Below are 22,035 nucleotides of genomic sequence, written 5' to 3'. Positions count from 1 at the left end.
GTCACAGCTTGCCGCCGCGCCCGCCGTCGCGCGGCGCGGGCGCGATGAGCGTGGAGAGGTAGGGGAGAGGCTCGCCGTCGAGCTGGGACGCCGGCCGGATGGACTCCGACTCCAGCCCGAGCGCGGAGCCCCACACCGCATCGTCGAGCCGCCCGGTCTCGCGCAACGCCTCGGCGACCTCGCCGGCCTGCCGCCCGAACTTGTAGGCGACGACGGTGCCGGGCCCGCTGAGGGCGTCCTTCAGCACGGCGGCCCCGGCGGTGACGGGCACGAGGGTGAGCGGCTCGGTGCCTTCGGTGAGCACGGCACCCGAGCGCGCCGCGAGATCCTGCATGGCGGTGATCCCGGGCACGGTCTCGACCACGGTCCCCGGCACGAGCTCGGCAATGGTCTGCGCGAGGTAGGTGAACGTCGAATACACGTTGGGATCACCGATGGTGGCGAACGCGACGACACCCCGCTCCCGCAGCAACTGCGCGACCCGCTCCCCGGCCGCGTCCCAGGCAGCCTCCCGCCGCCCGCGATCACTGCGCTCGTTCAGCGCGAACACGACCCGAACGACCTTCTCAGCGGGCACGTAGTGCAGCACGGTGGCCTCGGCCCGCCCCCGCTCCAAGGTGTCCATCACGGGCACGACAACAACATCGGCGGCCCGCAGAGCATTGACCCCCTTGACGGTCACCAGCTCGGGATCGCCCGGCCCCACCCCGACCCCGATCAACCTGCTGCTGTTGCTGCTCATGACGTCCGGCACCTCTCCACGAACCGACGGGCGACACCGGGCTCGGACGCCCAGTGCGTGTGCAGATAACTGGCGTGCACACCTTGTTGTACGAAACCTTCGACCCGCGGCACAGGGGCGCGCACGCCCCAGGCGGGAGCCGCCCCCGCCCCCGGCTCGACGACCGTCCGATGAAACTCGTGCCCCCGCATCCGGGTCCCGGCGGGCGCCAGCACACTGTCGCCGACGGCCACGGCGTCCCGGTACCCGAGAGTGAGCCGCCCGCTCATCCGCGCCCTCGCATCGAGCACCCCGCACATGGGCTGCCCGTCGAGCTCCCGGCACAGATACAGCAGCCCGGCACACTCCGCAGCAACGGGACCACCGCCCTCCGCGAGCGCGGCAACGGCTTTGCGCAGCGGTTCGTTGGCAGACAGCTCACTCGCGTACACTTCGGGAAACCCGCCCCCGATGACCAACCCGCGTGTCCCGTCGGGCAGTTGCTCATCCCGGAGCGGATCGAAGGTGACGACTTCGGCACCGGCGGCAGCGAGCAGCTCACTGTGCTCGGCATAGGAGAAAGTGAAGGCGGGACCGCCCGCGATCGCAACCTTCGTTTTCGAGCCCAGGCCGGCTGCATTCAGCCCGTCCGGCGTTTGAGGACGAGGCCGTCCAGGCCGAAAGCGGGGGTCTGGGGGCGCAGCCCCCAGGGTCGGGACGGGAAGGGGCGGCGGGGGCGAGGAATCCAGGACCTCAGCCGCATCCCAGGCCGCACACGACAACGCTCCCGCACTCCGCGCCAGCCCCATCAAAGCCTCAAGATCGCACCCGGCGGAAACCTGCGCGGCCATGGCGTCAACCGCCTCCACCGCCGCGGCCCGCCGCTCGGCGACCGGCACCAACCCGAGGTGCCGCGAGGGCGTGTCCACCTGCGCAACCCGCCGCAGCACCCCCAACACAGGCACCCCCGCCGACTCCAACGCCTCCCGCAACAACTCCTCATGCCGATCAGAAGCGACCTTGTTCAGGATCACCCCCCCGACCCGCACCTCCGGATCCCAGGACGCAAACCCATGCACGAGCGCCGCCACGGACCGAGACTGCGACGACGCGTCGACCACCAGCACCACCGGCGCCCTGAGCAACTTCGCCACATGAGCGGTGGACGCGAGTTCACCCTCCCCCGCGGCCCCGTCGAACATCCCCATCACACCCTCGACGACGGCGATGTCACACCCACGAGCCCCGTGCAGGAACAACGGCCCGACCAGCTCCGGCCCGCACAGGTACGCGTCGAGGTTCCGCCCCACCCGCCCGCTGGCGAGCGCGTGATACCCGGGATCGATGTAGTCCGGCCCGACCTTGTGCGGAGACACGGCAAGCCCCCGCGCGGCGAACGCGGCCATCAACCCCGTGGCAACGGTGGTCTTGCCGCTGCCCGAGGTGGGCGCGGCAATGACCATCCGAGGGACGGACACGGAGGAGGACATCACCACTCGATACCCCGCTGCCCCTTCTGCCCCGTGTCCATCGGGTGCTTGACCTTGGACATGTCGGTCACGAGATCGGCGAACTCCACGAGCTTCTCGGGCGCGTTCCGCCCGGTGATCACGACATGCTGGGTCCCGGGCCGGTTCCGCAGCACGTCGACCACCTCGTCGGTGTCCACCCAGCCCCAGTGCATCGGATACGCGAACTCGTCCAGCACATACAGCCGGTACGTCTCCGCGGCGAGGTCCCGCTTGACCTGCTCCCAGCCCTCCCGGGCCTTCTCCTCGTTGTCCATCTGGGAGTCCCGCTGCACCCAGGACCAGCCCTCGCCCATCTTGTGCCAGTCGACGGTCCCGCCCTCGCCGGAGGCACCCAGTACCCGCAGCGCGTTCTCCTCGCCGACCTTCCACTTCGCCGACTTGACGAACTGGAACACCCCGATGGGCCACCCCTGGTTCCAGGCCCGCAGCGCAAGCCCGAAGGCAGCCGTGGACTTGCCCTTCCCGATGCCCGTGTGCACGACGACCAGCGGCCGGTTACGACGCTGACGAGTCGTCAGCCCGTCGTCCGGCACCACACTCGGCTGCCCCTGCGGCATTACGCGGCCCTCCTCTTCGTCCCACCCTGTACATCCCTGACCAGCCCGGCGATCGAGTCCGCCCGCAACTCGTCGAGCGTCACCGCCGTCGCCCCGAGCTCACCCGCGAGCTGCCCGGCGAGCCCCAGCCGCACGGGTCCGGACTCACAGTCGACGACCACGGAGGCGATCCCCTCGGCCGCGAACAGCCGGGCAGCCCGCCCGGCCAGCGCGACCGGCTCGGGCCCACCGGTGGCCCGCCCGTCCGTCACCACCACGACCAGCGCCCGCCGCGCCGGATCCCGCAACCGCTCCACCCGCAGCACGTCGTGCGCCCGCAGCAGCCCGGCAGCAAGCGGCGTACGCCCACCCGTCGGCAACGACTCCAGCCGCACCGCGGCCCCATCCACGGACGAGGTCGGCGGCAGCGCGACCTCGGCGGCCGCCCCCCGGAACGTCACCAGCCCCACCTTGTCCCGCCGCTGATACGCGTCCAGCAGCAGCGACACCACGGCCCCCTTCACGGCACTCATCCGCTGCCGTGCCGCCATCGAACCGGAGGCGTCGACCACGAACAGCACGAGGTTCCCCTCGCGCCCCTCCCGGGTCGCCTGCCGCAGATCGTCCCGCCGCACGACCAGCCCCGGCCCCGACCGCCCCCGCGCCCGCTGATGCGGCGCAGCAGCCTGCACGGTCGCCGCCAGGTGGAGCTTGGTCAACGCCCCTCGGGGCCGCCGCGCCCCCGTCGTGCGCCCATGCTCCGTCCGCGCCCGCGAACGCCGCCCGGCGGCCCCCTCACCGATCCCGGGCACGCTCAGCACCTTGGTACGGAAGGGCTCCGAGGCCCGTACGGCGGACTGCTCGGCAGCCCCCGAGGCCTGCGGCTGACCGCCCTCCCCGGCTTCGGGCCGCGCATCGGTGTCGCCGCCCCGCGGACCGTCCGAGTCGTCGGAGGGCGGCTGCCCGCCACCGCCCGGTCCGCCGCCGTCCGGGTCCGGGTCGGGATCGTCGTCGCCGGAGAACTCCTCCAGCGTCTCGTCGAGCTTGTCCTCGTCGAGCCCCGGCGCGTCGAAGGGGTTGCGGCGCCTGCGGTGCGGCAGCGCGAGCAGTGCCGCCTGCCGTACGTCCTCGGCGAGCACGTCGGTCCGCCCGGCCCAGGCGGCCAGCGCGGTGGCCGTACGCGCCATCACGATGTCGGCGCGCATGCCGTCCACCTCGAAGGCGGCGCAGGTCGCCGCGATCTGCCGGAGCGCCCCGTCGCCCAGCCGCACCGACGGCAACAACTCCCGTGCGGCAACGATCCGTTGACGTACCGAAGCCTCCTCGTCCGCCCAACGGGTCACGAAACCGGCGGGATCGTCGTCGTAGGCGAGCCGCCGCCGCACGACCTCCACCCGCTGGTCGGGCTCCCGCGAGGCCGTGACTTCCACCGTCAACCCGAACCGGTCGAGCAACTGCGGCCGCAGCTCACCCTCTTCGGGGTTCATCGTGCCGACGAGCAGGAAACGCGCGGCATGCCGTACCGAGACGCCCTCGCGCTCGACGTACGACGCACCCATCGCGGCCGCGTCCAGCAGCAGGTCGACGAGGTGGTCGTGAAGAAGGTTGACCTCGTCGACGTAGAGGATCCCGCGGTGCGCGTCCGCGAGGAGCCCCGGCTCGAAGGCCTTCACGCCCTCCGCCAGCGCCCGCTCGATGTCGAGGGCGCCGACGAGGCGGTCCTCCGAGGCGCCGACCGGCAACTCGACCATGCGGGAGGGGCGTTGGGCGCCCGGTCCCGGCTCGTGCGGCCCGTCCGGGCAGGACGGGTCCGGCGCCGCGGGGTCGCAGGAGAAACGGCACCCGGCGACGACCGCCACCTCGGGCAGCAGCGCCGAGAGCGCCCGCACCGCCGTCGACTTGGCGGTGCCCTTCTCGCCGCGCACCAGCACACCGCCGACCGCCGGTGACACGGCGTTCAACAGCAGCGCGAGCCGCAGGTCGTCCTGGCCGACGACGGCCGTAAAGGGGAAGGGGGTGGTCACTGGTCGCCCTCCAAGTCGCCTTCCAGCTCCAGGTATGTGGCGCGCAGCTGCTCCAGCGTCTCCGCGTCCGGCTCGGCCCACAGGCCGCGGTCGGCCGCTTCCAGGAGCCGTTCGGTGATGCCGCGCAGCGCCCACGGGTTGGACTGCTTCATGAACTCCCGGTTCTCCGGGGCGAAGACGTACTCGGCGCTGAGCTTCTCGTACATCCAGTCGTCCACGACGCCGGCCGTGGCGTCGTAGCCGAAGAGGTAGTCGACGGTCGCCGCCATCTCGAAGGCACCCTTGTAGCCGTGCCGCCGCATGGCCGCCATCCAGCGTGGGTTGACGACACGCGCGCGGAAGACGCGGTGCGTCTCCTCGCCGAGCGTGCGCGTCTTCACCTGGTCGGGGGTGGCGGAGTCACCGACGTACGCCTCGGGGCTCTCACCCGTCAGGTGCCGCACCATGGCGACCATGCCGCCGTGGTACTGGAAGTAGTCGTCGGCGTCGACGAGGTCGTGCTCGCGGGTGTCGACGTTCTTCGCGGCCACGGCGATCCGCTTGAACGCGGTCTCCATGTCCCCGCGCGCCGCCCGTCCGTCGAGCCCGCGGCCGTACGCGTAACCGCCCCAGACGGCGTACACCTCGGCCAGGTCGGCGTCCGAGCGCCAGTTGCGGGCATCGATCAGCGGCAGCAGCCCGGCCCCGTAGGCGCCCGGCTTGGAGCCGAAGATCCGGGAGGTGGCGCGCCGCCGGTCGCCGTGCTGTGCCGTGTCCTCGTCGGCGTGGGCGCGCACGAAGTTCTGCTCGGCGGGCTCGTCCAGTTCGGCGACCTTGCGGACGGCGTCGTCGATCAGCCCGACGACGTGCGGGAACGCGTCCCGGAAGAAGCCGGAGATACGGACGGTGACGTCGATACGGGGGCGGCCCAACTCCTCCAGGGACACGACCTCGAAGCCCGTCACCCGGCGCGAGGCGTCGTCCCACACCGGCCGGCAGCCCAGGAGCGCCAGGATCTCGGCGATGTCGTCGCCCTGCGTGCGCATCGCGGAGGTGCCCCAGACCGTCAGGCCGACCGACTTCGGGTACTCGCCGGTGTCCTGCAGGTACCGCTGCACGAGGGAGTCTGCAAGCGACTGCCCGACCTCCCAACTCAGCCTGGAGGGAATGGCCTTGGGGTCGACCGAGTAGAAGTTCCGGCCGGTCGGCAGGACGTTGACCAGCCCGCGGGTCGGGGAGCCGGACGGACCGGCGGGGACGTAACCGCCGTCGAGTGCCTTGAGGATGTGGCCGATCTCGTCCGTCGTACGGGCCAGTCGCGGGACCACCTCGGTGCAGGCGAACTCCAACACCGCGACCGCGTCCGGGAGTTCGGTGCCGAGCACGCCACGCACGAGAGCCGGGGCGAGCGCGACGTCCCAGTCGCGTGCCTCCATGCCCTCCGCGATCCGCCGGCACAGCTGCTCCAGCAGGTCGATGGCGTCGGCGGCCGTACGGGAGGGGCCCTCGACGAGATCGGTCAGCTCGACCGGCACCTTCACCGGAGCACCGGGCTCGGCGAGCAACTCCTTCTCGACCAGCCCGAACTGAGAGGCCAGCGAAGCCCTGAGCCCCGGCAGCGCGTTCGCCTGCCCGCCCCACACCTGCGAGGCGCGCAGCACGGCGAGCACGAGGTTCACCCGCGGCTCGCCGACCGGCCCGCCGCCCAGGATGTGCAGGCCGTCCCGGATCTGCACGTCCTTGATCTCGCACAGATAGCCGTCGATGTGCATGACGAACGAGTCGAATTCGTCCTCGTCCGGCTGCTCGTCCACATGCAGGTCGTGGTGGAGCTCGGCCGCCTTGACCAGCGTCCAGATCTGGGCGCGGACGGCCGGTGCCTTCGTCGGGTCCAGGTCGGAGACCAGCGCGTACTCGTCGAGCAGCTGCTCCAGCTTGGCCAGATCGCCGTAGGTGTCGGCACGGGCCATCGGCGGTACGAGGTGGTCGACGACCGTGGCATGGCCGCGCCGCTTGGCCTGGGTGCCCTCACCGGGGTCGTTGACGATGAACGGGTAGATCAGCGGCAGTTCACCGAGCACGGCGTCCGGCGCGCATTTACCGCTGAGCCCGAGTCCCTTGCCGGGCAGCCACTCCATCGTGCCGTGCTTGCCCATGTGGACGATCGCGTCGGCGCCGAAAGTGTTGTCGAGCCACCGGTAGGCCGCCATGTAGTGGTGCGAGGGCGGCATGTCGGGGTCGTGGTAGATCGCGATGGGGTTCTCGCCGAAGCCGCGCGGCGGCTGGATCATCACGACGACGTTCCCGAACTGCAGGGAGGCGAGGACGATGTCCTCCCCGTCGACGTACAGACTGCCCGGCGGCTCGCCCCAGGCCTGAAGCATCCCGTCCCTGAGCTCCGGGTCGAGCTTGTCGAACCACGCCCGGTAGTCGGCGAGCGGCACCCGCGCGGGCGCGGCGGCCAGCTGTTCCTCGGTCAGCCACTCCACGTCGTGACCGCCGGCCGCGATCAGCCGGTGGATCAACTCGTCGCCGCCGGAGGGGTATTCGGTGAGCGAGTACCCGGCGGCCTTCAACGCGTCCAGCACCTGTACGGCCGATGCCGGCGTGTCCAGGCCGACCGCGTTGCCGACCCGCGAGTGCTTCGTCGGGTACGCGGTGAAGACGAGCGCGAGCTTCTTGTCGGCGTTCGGCTTGTGCTTCAACTGCGCATGCCGTACGGCGATCCCGGCGACCCGCGCGGCCCGCTCCGGGTCGGCGACGTACACGGGAACGTCGTCGGGGCCCTGCTCCTTGAAGGAGAAGGGGACGGTGATGAGCCGCCCGTCGAACTCGGGGATGGCGACCTGCATCGCCGCGTCCATGGGGGACAGGGCGGCGTCCGACTCGTCCCACGCGTCACGGGACGAGGTCAGGCAAAGGCCTTGCAGCACGGGGACGTCGAGGTCGGCGAGCGCGCCGATGTCCCAGGCCTCCTCGTCACCGCCGGCCGACGCCTGCGAGGCGTGTGTGCCTCCGGCGGCGAGGACGGTGGCGACCAGGGCGTCGGTCCGGCCGAGGATCTCGTACAGCCCGGCGTCCGCGCCGCGCAGCGAACCGCAGTACACGGCAAGGGCGTTGGCGCCCTTCGCCTCGATCGCGTCGCACAGGGTGTCCACGAAGGCGGTGTTGCCGCTCAGCTCATGGGCCCGGTAGAAGAGCACACCGACGGTCGGCCGGCCCTCGACGTGCGCACGCTCGCCGTGCACCCCGTACTCGGGCATCTTCTGCGGCTCGACGAAGCCCTCGCCGGTCAGCAGCACGGTGTCGGACAGGAACCGGGCGAGCTCGGTGAGGTTGGCGGGCCCGCCCTCGACGAGGTACCTGAGCGCCTCCGCCACCACACCGGCGGGCACGGACGACTCGGCCATCAACTCCGCGTCGGGGACGGCCTCCCCGCCGAGCAGCACGGTCGGGATCCCGGACGCCCTGAGCGCGGCGAGCCCGTCCTCCCAGGCCCGCTTGCCGCCCAGCAGCCGTACGACGGCGATGTCGGCGCCGTCGAGGAGGCCGGGCAGCTCCTCGGCCACGTCCACCCGGGTCGGGTTGCCGATCCGGTAGTCGGCACCGGAAGCGGCCCGGGCCGCCAACAGATCCGTGTCGGCGGTCGACAACAACAACACTGTGCTCATGCGGGTGCTCCCGGTGGGATGAAAGGCAGTCCTTGCGGCGCGCCCGACTCGATGAGCCGCCACAGCGCGTCCGTGTCCGCGTGTTGTTCGATCAGGTCGCCGAGCCGGTCGAGCTGCTCCTCGCGCAGCGCGGCGAACGAGGTGTCGGGCGCCGGCACGAAACGACGGCCCGCGGCGGCCGCCACCTCGCGCAGAAAGGCCCGCCGGAACCCGTCCGACTCCAGGGAGCCGTGCCAGTGCGTGCCCCAGGTCTGTCCGACGCGGATGCCGTCCAGGAAGGGTTCCCCTTCGCGTATGTCGGCGACCCCGTGGTGGATCTCGTACCCCTCGACGTGCTCCCCGAGGGCTTCCCCGACCGGCCGGGTGAGGGTCTTCTCGCGGGCGAACCGCACCCGCACGGGCAGCACTCCGAGCGCTTGCACATGCCCGCGCCGGCTCTCGACCTCGTCCTCGATGTGCTCGCCGAGGACCTGGAAGCCACCGCAGATGCCGAGGACGGGCCGCTGCTCGGCGGCCCTGCGGACAAGGGCGTCCGCAAGTCCCCGCTCCCGCAGCCACTCCAGGGCCTTCACGGTCCCCCGGGTCCCCGGAACGACGACGAGGTCGGCGTCGGCGAGCTCCTCCGGGCGGTCCACGAACCGCACCACCACACCCGGTTCGGCGGCGAGGGCGTCCACGTCGGTGAAGTTGGACATGAGGGGGATGGCACAGACGGCGACCCGGAGCACGTCCTCACCGAGGGGCGGCGCGACGTTCGACTCCCGCACGGTCCCCCGCAGGGAGACCCGCAGCCCGTCCTCCTCGTCGATGCCGAGCCCGTGCTGGAACGGCAGGACGCCGTACGTCTGCCGGCCGGTGAGCCCGTGCAGCATGTCCAGCCCGGGCTCCAGGAGGCTGACGTCCCCCCGGAACTTGTTGACGAGGAACCCGGCGACGAGCTCCTGGTCCTCGGGCGAGAGCAGGGCGACGGTCCCGAAGAAGGAGGCGAAGACCCCGCCGCGGTCGATGTCACCGACCACGAGCACGGGAAGCCGCGCGTTCCGGGCGATCCCCATGTTCACGATGTCGGTCCGGCGCAGGTTGATCTCGGCGGGTGAACCCGCCCCCTCACAGATCACGGCGTCATACGTGCCCCGCAACTCGGCGAGACAGTCGAGCACGGTCCCGAGCAACTTCTGCTGCCGCCCGCCGTGATACCCACGCGCACTCAGCTCGCCGACGGGCTTGCCCATCAGCACGACCTGGCTGCTCTGCTCGCCACCGGGCTTCAGCAGCACGGGATTCATCAGCGCGGTCGGCTCCACCCGGCAGGCCTGCGCCTGCATGGCCTGAGCCCGCCCGATCTCGGCACCCTCGCGCGTCACAAACGAATTGAGGGACATGTTCTGCGCCTTGAAGGGCGCAACCTTGACCCCCTGCCGCACCAGCCAACGACAGATCCCGGCGGTGACGACACTCTTACCGGCATCGGAGGTCGTACCGGCAACGAGAATGCCCCCGCCGGTCATGAGAGCTCCTCCAACTGCCGTGGGCAGCCGCTGCCTACCGCTGTGGGCAGTCGTTCCGCTGGGTCGATGGGGGTCCCCCCGCTCGAACGAAGTTGAGAGTGGGGGAGGGTGGGCACAGCCCCCACCGCCGGGCGCCGCGCGACCCGGCCTCGCAGCACCGCCCCCGCCGCACTCACTCCCAACGCCAGCCACCCGACCCGCCGCGACAACCGCACAGCCCGCTCGATGTCCCCGACCTCCACGGCCCGCCCCTCCTGGTTCAGCACAGGCCGATGCTCGACCCGCCCCCCATACGACAAGGTCCCCCCGAGCCGCACCCCCAGCGCCCCCGCGAACGTCGCCTCCACAGGCCCGGCGTTGGGGCTCGGATGCTTCGCGGCGTCAGAACGCCAGGCTCGTACGGCGCCCCGGCGGTCACCCCCCGCGACCGTCGCAAGCACGGCCGTCAGACGGGCCCCCGGCCACCCCGCGACATCGTCCAGGCGCGCCGAAGCCCACCCGTACCGCCGGTACTTGGCCGACCTGTGCCCCACCATGGCGTCGAGCGTGTTGACGGCCCGGAACCCCAGCAGCCCCGGCACCCCGCCCACGGCCCCCCACACCAGCGCCCCCACGACGGCGTCGGACGTGTTCTCTGCGACGGACTCCACGACGGCCCGCGCGATCCCGTCGGCGTCCAGGGCCTGCGGATCCCGGCCGCACAGATGGGGCAGCCTGGCCCGGGCAGCCTCGACGTCCCCGGCCTCCAGCGCACGCCCGATGCCTCGGGCCTCGCGCGCGAGTGAAGTCCCCCCGACGACGGCCCACGTGGCGGCCGCGGTCAGCGCGAGGGAGGCGGTACGGGACGGACGTACGGCCCTCTGCGCCACGGCACCGAACGCAATGGCGCTCCCGGCGCACACGGCGGTGTGCAGCGCGCCCCACCCGCGATGGTCCCGCCACAACACCCGCTCAACCGCCCCCGCGGCCCGCCCGAACACGGCGACCGGATGCCCACGGCGCGGATCGCCGAGCAGATGGTCACCGAGGAGGCCGGCGGCGGCGCCGTACGCGAAAACGCGATCGGCACGCATCGGCTCAGCCGGCCATGGAGTCGGGCAGGGACCTGGTCCTGTACCTCAAACGGCAGGCTGGCATGGCGACATGTCCTCACTCAGGGTGTCCACGCCCTGGTTCGACGAGACCGGCGGTGAGAGTTCCTGGCTCCCGGGGCTTACTACCCCGGTGACAGTGGCGGGACCGCGCCGGACTTGCACCGGCTTCCTCTCGCGCCGCCGTATATGGCTTCGGCAGTCCACCACGCCCCCGAACGGCAGTCAACTTGCCGTTGACCTGCGGCGGGGGAGTGTGCTGAGGCCCACACCCGGTGCTCTGAACCGTGCATGAAAAACCCGCGGGGCGAGGAAGCATGGATGCGTGCTTCCTCGCCCCGCGGGACGGTAGGGAAAGGCGGTGCGGCCGCCTCAGGCCTTGGCCACCACCAGGTGGATGCCGTACGCCACCGCCGCCGCGCACCCCGCGAAGGCCACGTACGCGCCGGCCACCGCGAGGGAGGCCGAGTTGCCCTGCGCCACGGCCCGCTCGCGGCGCGACAGGCCCATGATGCCGAGGGTGAACAGGGCCACGAGGCCCACCGTGACCGCGAGGCTGACGCCGAAGACGGAGCCCAGGGCTGCCCAGTCGATCTTCATGCTGCTTCTCTTCCTTCGTACCGGGTGGGCGGGCTCAGACGGCCGCGGCCGGCGGGGTCGCCGGATCGGGGGCGGCGGACACGGGGGCCGGGATGGTGGCCGTCAGACCCTCGGTCACCGTGCCCGTGGGGGGCGGGGTCACGGCGGCGATCGCCGTGGTCACCACGCCGGCCGGCTCCTCGCTGTCGTTGACGTTCGACGCGTCGACGACCTCGCGCCGGGAGATCTTCCAGATGGCTGCGCTGGCGGCGACCAGGAAGACGGCGACGACGGCGGTGCCCCAGTCGCCGAGGTTCGTCACGGACTCCGCGCCCGCACCGACCAGGGCCGCGGCCGGCAGCGTCAGGCACCAGGCCACGAGCATGCGGGTCGCCGTCGACCAGCGGACCACGCCGCCCTTGCGGCCGAGGCCCGCGCCCATCACCGAACCGGAGACCGAGTGGGTGGTGGAGAGGGAGAAGCCGAGGTGCGAGGAGGCCAGGATGACCGTCGCCGCACTGGTCTGGGCGGCGAAGCCCTGCTGCGGCTGGAGCTCGGTGAGGCCCTTGCCCATGGTGCGGATGATGCGCCAGCCGCCGAGGTAGGTGCCGAGCGCGATGGCGAGGCCCGCGGAGAGGATGACCCAGGTGGGCGGGTCGGAGTCGGGGGAGACGGCGCCGCCGGCGACCAGGGCGAGGGTGATGATGCCCATCGTCTTCTGTGCGTCGTTGGTGCCGTGGGCCAGCGAGACCAGGCCCGCGGAGGCGATCTGGCCCGCGCGGTAGCCCTTCTCGGCGGCCTTGCCGTCGGCCTTCTTGCCGAGGGTGTACGACAGCCGGGTCGCGAGCAGCGCTGCCAGGCCCGCGACGACCGGGGCGGCGAGCGCCGGGATGAGCACCTTGGTGACGAGTACGTCGCCGTGCACCGCGCCCATGCCGGCCGAGGCGATGGTGGCGCCGATCAGGCCGCCCATCAGGGCGTGCGAGGAGCTGGAGGGAAGTCCGACGAGCCAGGTCAGCAGGTTCCAGAGGATCGCGCCGACCAGGGCCGCGAAGATGACCTCGGGACGTATGCCGGTCTCGTCGACGAGACCCTTGGAGATCGTGTTGGCGACCTCCACGGAGAGGAAGGCACCCGCAAGGTTCAGCACGGCGGACATGGCCACCGCGACCTTGGGCTTGAGCGCGCCGGTCGAGATGGTGGTGGCCATCGCGTTGGCGGTGTCGTGGAAACCGTTCGTGAAATCAAACGCGAGTGCGGTTACAACCACAATCGCGAGGATCAGCGAGAAGTTTTCCATTTACCCAGGCAATCGTTCGAAGTCAACGGTCGGTTGACCGTAGGCAACCTGGGTGAACGGAAGATGAACTGGGGTGGGCTGCAGGGTGTCTGGGCCAGGGGGTTGCCGCTCCGTCCGGTCCCGGCGACCCCCTGACCCTCGGCGCCCCTTGGCTAGTAGCCCCGGGCGAACCTCCTCAGCTGGGTCTGTGACCCGTTGAAGAGATTCTGGTCACCCGGCAGGCCGCCCCTGTTGCCGTACTGCCAGAAGGTCCAGAACGACCAGCCGGCCGGCAGGGACCCGGCGGCCCCGGACTCGTGACGGGCTATCCACAGCGCGTGGTTCGAGGCGGACGCGCCGCTCCCGCCGGTGCACGTGTTCCACCAGTGGGTGGTCGTGTAGATCACGGGGTGGCGGCCGGTGAGCCGCTTCACCTCGTTGCTGAACGACTTGATCCAGCTGACCATGCCCGCCTTGCTCAGCCCGTAGCACCTGTGCTTGGTGCTGTACGGGTTGTATTCGATGTCGAGCGCGGGCGGCAGCGTCCAGCCGTCCGAGCTCCACGTGCCGCCGTTGTGCACGAAGTACGCAGCCTGCGTCCTGCCCGACGACCTGTCCGGCAGGGCGAAGTGGTACGCCCCGCGGATGATGCCGGCGCCGCGGGCGCCGTTGTACTGCTGGCTGAAGTACGGATTGCGGTAGTTCGTGGACTCGGTGGCCTTGACGTAGACGAACCTGGCGCCCCTGGCCTTCGCGCTCGACCAGTTGACGTTCTTCTGGTGCGAAGAGACGTCGTGCCCCTTCGGCAGGCTCGCCGCCGAGGCCGGAAGCCCGGCGAGAGCCGCCCCTGTGGCGGTGAGTGCCGCCACGGAGACCGCGATGACGCGGGCGCGGCGGCGCAGCAGTTTGCGATCACGAGCCATATTTCCCCCCGGAATGGCGACGTGCACAACAAAACAACGGGAGATTACTGGAAGATCGTCGAATGATCGGTGATCTCAGGCCAAGCATGGAGAGAGACGGATATGTCCCTATAGGGGGACTTTCGGAGGTGTGGCTTCCGCTCTAAAGTGCCCCCGGCCCGGCGGTCGGTCGGAGGTGTGCCTGGCAGGATCGCGGCATGGCTGAGCGGCGGCGGGACCAGCGAGGTGAACGGGATGCGCGAGAAGGTGTGCAGGACGTGCCGGAGCGGTGGGAGAGGGGTGTGAGTGCCGAGGTGGCACACGCCTGGGAGGCACTCGTCGCCACCGCCCGCCGCACGGTCGCCGACGGCCTCGTCGTCGGCACCTCCGGCAATGTCTCGGTGCGCGTCGGGGACATCGTGCTGGTCACACCCTCGGGCGTGCCCTACGACCGGCTCACGCCCGAGGACGTGACCGGCGTCGGCCTCGATGGCCGCCAGGTGCTCGGCACGCTCGTCCCGACGAGCGAACTCCCCATGCACCTCGCCGTCCACCGCACCACCGACGCCCGCGCCGTCGTCCACACCCACGCCGTGCACGCGACGGCCGTCTCGACGCTCGTTCCCGAGCTCCCCACGATCCACTACATGTCCGCCGCGCTCGGCGGCCCTGTCCGAGTTGCCCCGTATGCGACATACGGCAGCGAGGAGTTGGCCGAGAACATGCTCCGCGCCCTCGCCGACCGCACCGCCTGCCTGCTGCAGAACCACGGCACGATGGCCTACGGCACCACCCTCGACCAGGCCTACGACCGCACCGCCCAGCTGGAGTGGATGTGCCGCCTGTGGCTGACGGCGTCCTCGGTACCGGGTATGTCCCCGACGCTGCTGTCCCGGGAGCAGCTGGCGGAGGTGGGGGAGAAACTGCGGGGCTACGGGCAACGGGGGTGAGCCCCGGGGAAGCGCGGCCGGGGTGAGCGGAGCACGCCGCCGCCGCAACCCGCATCAGCCCGACCCGTCCTCCCGCTGGCCGGTGGCGTGGTCCGCCGGGACACTGGACGGGTGCGCACAGTCAAAGCGACGGCTGCAGCCGTCACCGTAGCCCTGGCGGCCGGCGCGGCAAGCGTGGCCGCCGGCCGGTACGCGAGCGACGCGGCGCTCAAGGCCCCGCCGGGCCGGCCGCTGCCCACCGAACCCCGGCTCACCGTGCACGCCACGGCCGCCGGCCAGATCGCGCTCACCCGCGACCTGGCGGCCATGCGCCCCGGCACCTACGGCCTCGTCGGCGACGGCACCCACGCGGTCGTCGGCCCTGTCCTCGCCACGGCATCGCACTCCGTCGACACCGTCGTCCGGCGCCTGGAACGGGTCACCCACGGCACCCTGGAGCCGGGCGACAAGGTGTGGCTGACCCCGAACGTGCACAGCGGCGACCCGGGCACCGCCCTCGGCCTGCGCCACACCGACGTGGACATCCCCGGCGAACTCGGCTCCCTGCCCGCCTGGTTCGTGCCCGGCGTGCGGGACACCTGGGTGATCGCGGTGCACGGTCTGGGAGCCACCCGCGAACTCCCCATGAACATCATGGAGTTCCTGCACCGCCAGCGCTTCCCGGTGCTCGCCCTCGCCTACCGCGGCGACCTCGGCGCACCCCGCTCCCCGGACGGCCTCGGCCACCTCGGCGAGACGGAGTGGCGCGACGTGGACGCGGCGATCCGGTACGCCGTCAGCCACGGCGCCAAACAGGTCGTCCTGCACGGCTGGTCGACCGGCGCCACCATGGCGCTGCGCGCCGCCGCCCACTCCGGGCTGCGCGACAGCATCTCCGGACTGGTTCTGGACTCCCCGGTGCTCAGCTGGGCCACGACGCTGCGCGCCCTCGCCGCGGCCCGCCGCACACCTGGCGCACTGCTCCCGCTCGCGGTCCGGGCAGCCCAGGGACGTACCGGCATGGAGCGCGAGCGCACCGCCGATGCCGCGCAGCTCACCGTGCCGACGCTGATATTCCACGGCCCGGACGACACCCTGGCCCCCTGGGAGTACTCCCGCCGTCTCGCCCACGCCCGTCCCAACCTGATCGCTCTGCGCACGGTCCCGAACGCCCCGCACTCGGCGATGTGGAACGCCGACCCGGAGGCCTACGAGGAAGCGCTGCGCCGCTTCCTCACCCCTCTCATGTGATCCCTTCGCCGACCCTTTCCGCGCCGCCGGGCCCGAGCGGAGCTGAACAGTCGGCACGATTCCGTTTAAGGCCGTACCACTGGCCTGTTCCCGTCCCCGAGCCGCCCGCCGGACCCCGTGCGTTGGCCAGTCCCGTCGCCCGCCGTGACATTCCGTTTGGGTTTTCGGACCGTCAACCGGAAGACTGCACCCGTGACGTCCCGTATCCCGCGCGACTCCAGGCTTCGACTCGTCGGCCCGCGATCCCTGTCCGCCGCCCCCAGAGCCGTGAACCAGCGCCGCCCGCGCCGCGCCGCACCCCGCCCCCCGGAGGGCACACCGGCACCCGCGGAGCTGGCCAGAATGGCTCGCTCCCAGCTGGCCGCCGCGGCCCGCGTCGCCCGCTGGGCCGACGCCGCGCTCGGCCCGGGCAGCGACGGCGCGACCGCCGACGGCAAGGCCACCCTCGCCGACGCGAGCGCCGAACGGGCCGCCCGGGATCTCGGCCTGACCGTGGCTCAGATCCGCGCAGACTGGGACACCGCCCGCCTCGCCGGCCTCGTCGAGGTGCACGGCGACAGCGCCCGCCCCGGCTGGCGGCTGCGCGCCTGGAACCGCGACGACAGCGCTGTCCTGCGCGGCTGGGTCGCCCTCTTCGACGCATGGTCCCTCGCCCACGCGGAACCCTCGGACCACGAGCCCGCCGCCGTCGCCGAGGTCGTCTCGGCCATGCCCCAGGTGCTCTCCTTCCTCCAGCTGTCCGCCGGGCCCGTCCCGGTCGACCAGCTCCTGGACCTCCTGGAGCAGCGGGTCACCGAACTGCGCACCGAGCGCTGCGAGATCCCCTACGGCCCGCAGCCCGAACCCGCCGAGCAGCCCGAGGCCGTCGACGCCCCGCTCGCCCCCCTCCTCGACTGGGCCCTGCACGCCCTCGCCTCCGTCGGCGCCCTCACCTACGGAGGTGGGCAGGCCACCCTCACCCCGCTCGGCAGCTGGGCCGTCTGGGTCAAGCTGGAGCAGATCTGCGTCGCCGCGCAGAGCCCCGCCGGGAACATCGAGGTCGCCGCCGACGAGATGCTGCGCGGCTGCGCCCAGCTGCGCCCCAACGCCGCCCGCGCCGAATACCGCGCCTGGCTCGCCGCCCGCCCCGTCGGCAGCGCCGTCACCGAACTCATCGCCGCCGCCCGCGGCGACGACGCCCTGCTGCGCGGCCTCGCCTTCGAGGCCCTGCGCGTGGTCGGCGCCCCCGCCGAGCCGGACGTCAGCGCCGTCGCCGACGAACCGACCCTGCGGCCGTACGCCCTGCTGTGGCTGGCCGAGCACGACGGCGTCGACCCCGAGGACGCCCACGAGGTCCTCACCCGCGAAGAGGCCACCTGGCTGTGGGTCGACACCGCCGCCGCGGTCGCCGACCACGGCGAGGCCCCGATGCTCGTACGCCACCTGGAGTCGGCCGTGCAGCCGACGGTCCCGCTGCTCCTGGAAGAGGTACGGGCCGTCGGCCACCCCCGCACGGTCCAGGTCCTCGTCGCCCTCGCGGCAGCCCACCCGGACCCCGCTCTGGCGAAGGCCGTACGCCGCGCCGCCTTCCAGGTACACACGGGCGGTAGCTGAGCAGGGGGGCGAAATCCTCGGCGGTCCGGCAGCGGCTTTCAGGGGCGCGGAGATGGGCAGCGGCTTTCAGGGGCGCGGAGATGGGCAGCGGCTTTTGGGCGCGCGGGGCTGGGCAGCGGCTTTCAAGGGCGCCGGGATCGGCAGCGGCTTTTGGGTGCGCGGGCAGGGGCAGCGGCTTTTGGGGCGGCGAGGGGCAGCGGCTCTCAGGCGCGCGGCGAGGGACAGCGGCTTCAAGGGCGCCGGGATGGGCAGCGGCTCTCAGGGGCGCGGGGAACTGCGCGACCAGCCACAACGCAGCCGCAGACGCGCGACGGCATATCGCGGCACATGACCAGGCGCCCGGCACGGGGCCGAACGGGGGACACCCCCGCTCGCCCACCGCCGTATCCCCCGCACAGCCCGCGCACGCGACTACGCTCTGCGCCGGATCCGAGCCAATCGGCGCTGAAGGGAGCAAGGTGGTCGTTCAGCCGGTCGAGGTGACGGAACCGAACCCTGCAGCCCCGAGCCGCACCGGGCCCCCGGCCCTTCGCCGCCTCCTGCCCACCGCCCTCACCCTCCTCGTGGCGGCGCCCGTCCTGGCGGCCCTCCACGCGGTCCGCCCCGCCCCCTACGGCGACCACTTCGCCGCCCACGCCCACTACGCCCGCGAGGGCCACCGTCCGCTCGCCGTGCTCCCCGCACGCGGGGACACCGTCACGCTCTGGGACGACGGGGTGGTCACCGCGAACGACGGCGCCTCCGTCCGCTGGCACCGGGCGCTCCCTGCGGCCGACGACTGGCTGCCCACCCACCGCGGCACCGGAGTGCTGCGCCCCCTGGGCCGGGGAATCCTCGCCGTCGTCACCCCGCCCCGCATCGCCGGCTACCGCCTCGCAGACGGCGACCTGCGCTGGGTGGTGCCCGCACGCGAAAGGTGCGTGTTCACGCCCGAGCGTGCCGTACGTCACGCCGGAGCGCTGATCGTCGCTCAGCCCTGCCCGGCGGCGGCGTGGACGTCCCAGCTCATCGCCGTCGACGCCCTGGGCCGGATCACCCCGCACCGCACCTCCCTCGGCAACGACGTTCCCGGCCGGCGGCCCGAACACCCGAACACAGAAAAAGTGCTTGCACGGCCCCGTTAGACTTGGCCCATGGCCATTCTCCTCGCGCATTAGACGGCGGGAACGCCTCAGCCGCCCACCCGTCAACCCTTTCTGCCCTGGAGCCTGTCCGTGATCTCCGCCTCCGGTATCGAGCTGCGCGCCGGTGCCCGCGTCCTCATCGAGTCCGCCTCCTTCCGTATCGCCAAGGGCGACCGCATCGGCCTGGTCGGCCGCAACGGCGCCGGCAAGACCACCCTCACCAAGGTCCTGGCCGGAGAGGGCATCCCGGCCGGCGGCACGGTCACCCGCTCCGGCGAGGTCGGCTACCTCCCGCAGGACCCCCGCACCGGCGACCTCGACATCCTCGCCCGCGACCGGATCCTCTCGGCGCGCGGCCTCGACGTACTGATCCGCAAGATGCGCGACAACGAGCAGCGCATCGCCAACGGACAGGGCGCGACCCGCGAGAAGGCGCTGAGGCAGTACGAGCGCCAGGAGACGGAGTTCCTCACCAAGGGCGGGTACGCCGCCGAGGCCGAGGCCGCCACCATCGCCGCCGCGCTCAACCTGCCCGACCGGGTGCTCGGCCAGCCGCTGCACACGCTCTCCGGCGGTCAGCGCCGCCGTATCGAACTGGCCCGCATCCTGTTCTCCGACGCGGACACCCTGCTGCTGGACGAGCCGACGAACCACCTCGACGCGGACTCGATCGTCTGGCTGCGCGACTACCTGAAGACCTACCGCGGCGGCTTCATCGTGATCTCCCACGACGTCGACCTGGTCGACACGGTCGTCAACAAGGTGTTCTACCTGGACGCCAACCGCGCCCAGATCGACATCTACAACATGGGCTGGAAGCTGTACCAGCAGCAGCGCGAGGCCGACGAGAAGCGCCGCAAGCGCGAGCGGGCCAACGCCGAGAAGAAGGCCGCCGCCCTGCATTCGCAGGCCGACAAGATGCGCGCCAAGGCCACCAAGACGGTCGCCGCGCAGAACATGGCCCGGCGCGCGGACAAGCTGCTCTCCGGCCTGGAGGCGGTGCGCCAGAGCGACAAGGTCGCCAAGCTGCGCTTCCCCGAGCCCGCGCCGTGCGGCAAGACACCCCTCACCGCCGAGGGACTGTCGAAGTCGTACGGCTCACTGGAGATCTTCACCGACGTCGACCTGGCGATCGACAAGGGCTCCCGCGTCGTCATCCTCGGCCTCAACGGCGCCGGCAAGACGACCCTGCTCCGCCTCCTCGGCGGCGTCGAGAAGCCCGACACCGGAGAGGTCGTCGAGGGCCACGGCCTCAAGCTCGGCTACTACGCCCAGGAGCACGAGACCCTCGACCCGGAGCGCACGGTCCTGGAGAACATGCGCTCGGCCGCCCCCGACCTCGACCTCGTCGAGGTGCGCAAGACGCTCGGCTCGTTCCTGTTCTCCGGCGACGACGTCGACAAGCCGGCCGGAGTGCTGTCCGGCGGTGAGAAGACCCGCCTGGCGCTCGCGACCCTGGTGGTCTCCTCCGCGAACGTCCTGTTGCTGGACGAGCCGACCAACAACCTCGACCCCGCCAGCCGTGAGGAGATCCTCGGCGCCCTGCGCACCTACAAGGGCGCGGTCGTCCTGGTCACCCACGACGAGGGCGCGGTCGAGGCGTTGCAGCCCGAGCGGATCATTCTGCTGCCGGACGGCGTCGAGGACCTGTGGGGCGCCGACTACGCGGACCTCGTCGCCCTCGCCTGAGAGCGCCGGAGAGTCAGCACAGCTTGATCGAAGGCGTGATCCACAGCGTATGGATCATTCGGCCGATCCGTGATCCATCATCTGTGTGAGATCTCCTCGTACCGAGGTGTGTCCTACATCCATTTCGCGGCCGAGCCCTTTATCGACAAGGGCTCGGCCGTCGTACGTCTCTGACCTGGCACTTCATAAAAGAACCCGTTCGGCGGTACGAACGCAGTCGGGGGGAATTATTGATTCCGCTTGTGGGGATGTGCTCCTGTCGTCAAAACCCTGTCTCACGGACCTTGCCGAATGGGTGGCCATGAAAGCCCGGAGGGGTGATCATGAGGGGACCAGAGCGCACTTCCCATGAGGAGGCACGGGTGGCCGAGACTCTGAAGAAGGGCAGCCGGGTAACCGGCGCCGCGCGCGACAAGCTCGCGGCAGACCTGAAGAAGAAGTACGACTCCGGTGCGAGCATTCGGGCGCTGGCCGAGGAAACCGGCCGCTCGTATGGCTTCGTGCACCGGATGCTCAGCGAGTCGGGCGTCACGCTCCGTGGGCGTGGCGGCGCGACGCGGGGCAAGAAGGCCGCCTCGTCCTGATTCCGGGCGGCCCATCGGCTTCGATGGTGGCCACCCGGTCGGTCGGCAGATCGACCGGGTGGTTACTGTGCAGTCACTTAGCTTTGCGCTTTAGCTTGCTCTGCTGACCGCACTCATCGGAGGCACTCCATGGCTTCGCCTGCCCAGGACCTCGGTCCGGTACTCGACAAGGACGGCGTACGGCTCACCGTCGACGACGCGATCGCCACGGTGACGCTGACCAACCCGGCCAAGCGCAACGCGCAGAGCCCCGCCATGTGGCGTGCGCTCGCCGAGGCCGGGAGGGTCCTGCCGGGGTCCGTCCGCGTCGTCGTGCTGCGCGCCGAGGGGCAGTCCTTCTCGGCCGGGCTCGACCGGCAGATGTTCACGCCCGAGGGAATCGAGGGCGAGCCGACGTTCATCGACCTTGCGCGCAGCAGCGACGGTGAACTCGACGCGAGCATCGCCGAGTTCCAGGCCGGTTTCACCTGGTGGCGGCGGAGCGACCTCGTGTCCATCGCCGCCGTCCAGGGCCACGCCATCGGCGCGGGCTTCCAGCTCGCGCTCGCCTGTGATCTGCGCGTCGTCGCCGACGACGTGCAGTTCGCCATGCGCGAGACCAGCCTCGGTCTGGTGCCGGACCTGACGGGCACGCATCCGCTCGTCGGGCTGGTCGGCTACGCCCGCGCACTGGAGATCTGTGCGACCGGGCGCGCCGTCCTGGCCGAGGAGGCCGTCAGCACGGGCCTCGCCAACCTCGCGGTGCCGGGCGACCAGCTCGACGGTGCGGTGCGGGATCTGGCGTCGGCGATTCTGGCTGCGCCGCGGGATGCGGTGATCGAGACCAAGGCGCTGATCCGTGGGGCGCACGGTCGCTCCTACGACGAGCAGCGTGCGGCGGAGAGGGCTGCGCAGGCGCGGCGGCTGCGGGATCTCGCCGGTCTCGGGGAGTGAGCCTCCGGCGGTGCTGCGGTGTGTCGTCTTTTTGCCTGCAGCGCCGTCGTGGCCGGTCGCGCCCGCGCGGCGGAGCCGCAGATTGACACAGCCCCGCGCCCCTGAAAGCC

General features: G+C 71.7%; 17 protein-coding genes and 1 riboswitch. Of the genes, 7 read left to right on the top strand and 10 right to left on the bottom strand.

Annotation, left to right across the window (positions count from 1 at the left end):
- Position 1: 1 nt before the first annotated feature.
- The 10 genes from cobI to IH68_RS0143835 form a co-directional block, all read right to left on the bottom strand.
- A complete protein-coding gene (gene cobI / locus IH68_RS0143880; protein WP_037886264.1) occupies positions 2-754 on the bottom strand; it encodes a precorrin-2 C(20)-methyltransferase in 753 nt (250 codons plus the stop codon).
- A complete protein-coding gene (locus IH68_RS0143875; protein WP_030947961.1) occupies positions 739-2,211 on the bottom strand; it encodes a cobyrinate a,c-diamide synthase in 1,473 nt (490 codons plus the stop codon). Before IH68_RS0143875 ends, cobI begins: the two co-directional genes overlap by 16 nt.
- Positions 2,211-2,810: a cob(I)yrinic acid a,c-diamide adenosyltransferase gene (cobO, locus tag IH68_RS0143870; protein ID WP_030947959.1), complete on the bottom strand. Its 600-nt coding sequence runs from the start codon at positions 2,808-2,810 to the stop codon at positions 2,211-2,213. Before cobO ends, IH68_RS0143875 begins: the two co-directional genes overlap by 1 nt.
- On the bottom strand, positions 2,810-4,813 hold the full coding sequence (locus IH68_RS0143865; protein ID WP_030947957.1) for a putative cobaltochelatase: 2,004 nt from the start codon (positions 4,811-4,813) through the stop codon (positions 2,810-2,812). Before IH68_RS0143865 ends, cobO begins: the two co-directional genes overlap by 1 nt.
- Positions 4,810-8,463, bottom strand: coding sequence for a cobaltochelatase subunit CobN (cobN, locus tag IH68_RS0143860; RefSeq protein WP_030947955.1), 3,654 nt, complete (start codon positions 8,461-8,463; stop codon positions 4,810-4,812). The genes IH68_RS0143865 and cobN overlap by 4 nt, the downstream gene beginning before the upstream one ends.
- Complete coding sequence (locus IH68_RS0143855; protein WP_030947952.1) at positions 8,460-9,971, bottom strand: cobyric acid synthase; 1,512 nt, start codon at positions 9,969-9,971, stop codon at positions 8,460-8,462. The genes cobN and IH68_RS0143855 overlap by 4 nt, the downstream gene beginning before the upstream one ends.
- Positions 9,968-11,044: a cobalamin biosynthesis protein gene (locus IH68_RS0143850; RefSeq protein ID WP_078912883.1), complete on the bottom strand. Its 1,077-nt coding sequence runs from the start codon at positions 11,042-11,044 to the stop codon at positions 9,968-9,970. The genes IH68_RS0143855 and IH68_RS0143850 overlap by 4 nt, the downstream gene beginning before the upstream one ends.
- 99 nt (positions 11,045-11,143) lie before the next feature.
- Positions 11,144-11,286, bottom strand: a riboswitch (cobalamin riboswitch).
- A gap of 148 nt (positions 11,287-11,434) precedes the next feature.
- A complete protein-coding gene (locus IH68_RS0143845) occupies positions 11,435-11,662 on the bottom strand; it encodes a hypothetical protein (RefSeq protein ID WP_030947947.1) in 228 nt (75 codons plus the stop codon).
- Between the two features lie 34 nt (positions 11,663-11,696).
- Complete coding sequence (locus IH68_RS0143840; protein ID WP_030947945.1) at positions 11,697-12,941, bottom strand: inorganic phosphate transporter; 1,245 nt, start codon at positions 12,939-12,941, stop codon at positions 11,697-11,699.
- 152 nt (positions 12,942-13,093) lie between these two features.
- Positions 13,094-13,843 carry a lysozyme gene (locus tag IH68_RS0143835; RefSeq protein ID WP_030947943.1) on the bottom strand — a complete coding sequence of 250 codons (750 nt, stop codon included), beginning with the start codon at positions 13,841-13,843 and terminating at the stop codon, positions 13,094-13,096.
- A 197-nt stretch (positions 13,844-14,040) separates the two neighbouring features.
- Here IH68_RS0143835 and IH68_RS0143830 point away from each other — a divergent pair, with 197 nt between their 5' ends.
- From IH68_RS0143830 to IH68_RS0143800, 7 genes are all read left to right on the top strand, one after another.
- Positions 14,041-14,772, top strand: a complete 732-nt coding sequence (locus IH68_RS0143830; RefSeq protein ID WP_030947940.1) for a class II aldolase/adducin family protein — start codon at positions 14,041-14,043, stop codon at positions 14,770-14,772.
- 111 nt (positions 14,773-14,883) lie between these two features.
- Positions 14,884-16,002, top strand: coding sequence for an alpha/beta hydrolase family protein (locus IH68_RS0143825; RefSeq protein WP_030947937.1), 1,119 nt, complete (start codon positions 14,884-14,886; stop codon positions 16,000-16,002).
- 192 nt (positions 16,003-16,194) lie between these two features.
- Positions 16,195-17,595 carry a hypothetical protein gene (locus IH68_RS0143820; protein ID WP_199931990.1) on the top strand — a complete coding sequence of 467 codons (1,401 nt, stop codon included), beginning with the start codon at positions 16,195-16,197 and terminating at the stop codon, positions 17,593-17,595.
- A gap of 458 nt (positions 17,596-18,053) precedes the next feature.
- On the top strand, positions 18,054-18,719 hold the full coding sequence (locus IH68_RS0143815; protein ID WP_267883787.1) for a hypothetical protein: 666 nt from the start codon (positions 18,054-18,056) through the stop codon (positions 18,717-18,719).
- A 90-nt stretch (positions 18,720-18,809) separates the two neighbouring features.
- Positions 18,810-20,408 (top strand): ABC-F family ATP-binding cassette domain-containing protein, encoded by a 1,599-nt coding sequence (locus IH68_RS0143810; protein WP_030947929.1) that lies wholly within the window; start codon positions 18,810-18,812, stop codon positions 20,406-20,408.
- Positions 20,409-20,770: 362 nt separating this feature from the next.
- A complete protein-coding gene (locus IH68_RS0143805; RefSeq protein ID WP_004002281.1) occupies positions 20,771-20,992 on the top strand; it encodes a helix-turn-helix domain-containing protein in 222 nt (73 codons plus the stop codon).
- A gap of 129 nt (positions 20,993-21,121) precedes the next feature.
- Complete coding sequence (locus IH68_RS0143800; protein ID WP_030947926.1) at positions 21,122-21,925, top strand: enoyl-CoA hydratase/isomerase family protein; 804 nt, start codon at positions 21,122-21,124, stop codon at positions 21,923-21,925.
- Positions 21,926-22,035 lie beyond the last annotated feature (110 nt).

The organism is Streptomyces sp. NRRL S-646 (assembly GCF_000720765.1).
GTDB lineage: Bacteria > Actinomycetota > Actinomycetes > Streptomycetales > Streptomycetaceae > Streptomyces.
The sequence above is the reverse complement of the archived record's forward strand: the minus strand, read 5'-3'. Positions and strand labels throughout refer to the sequence as shown.

Coding starts and splice junctions, on each gene's coding strand:
- IH68_RS0143800 (WP_030947926.1), top strand. CDS start 21,122: ATGGCTTCGCCTGCCCAGGACCTCGGTCCGGTACTCGACAAGGACGGC.
- IH68_RS0143835 (WP_030947943.1), bottom strand. CDS start 13,843: ATGGCTCGTGATCGCAAACTGCTGCGCCGCCGCGCCCGCGTCATCGCG.
- cobN (WP_030947955.1), bottom strand. CDS start 8,463: ATGAGCACAGTGTTGTTGTTGTCGACCGCCGACACGGATCTGTTGGCG.
- IH68_RS0143830 (WP_030947940.1), top strand. CDS start 14,041: ATGGCTGAGCGGCGGCGGGACCAGCGAGGTGAACGGGATGCGCGAGAA.
- IH68_RS0143875 (WP_030947961.1), bottom strand. CDS start 2,211: ATGTCCTCCTCCGTGTCCGTCCCTCGGATGGTCATTGCCGCGCCCACC.
- cobO (WP_030947959.1), bottom strand. CDS start 2,810: ATGCCGCAGGGGCAGCCGAGTGTGGTGCCGGACGACGGGCTGACGACT.
- IH68_RS0143855 (WP_030947952.1), bottom strand. CDS start 9,971: ATGACCGGCGGGGGCATTCTCGTTGCCGGTACGACCTCCGATGCCGGT.
- IH68_RS0143845 (WP_030947947.1), bottom strand. CDS start 11,662: ATGAAGATCGACTGGGCAGCCCTGGGCTCCGTCTTCGGCGTCAGCCTC.
- IH68_RS0143840 (WP_030947945.1), bottom strand. CDS start 12,941: ATGGAAAACTTCTCGCTGATCCTCGCGATTGTGGTTGTAACCGCACTC.
- IH68_RS0143850 (WP_078912883.1), bottom strand. CDS start 11,044: ATGCGTGCCGATCGCGTTTTCGCGTACGGCGCCGCCGCCGGCCTCCTC.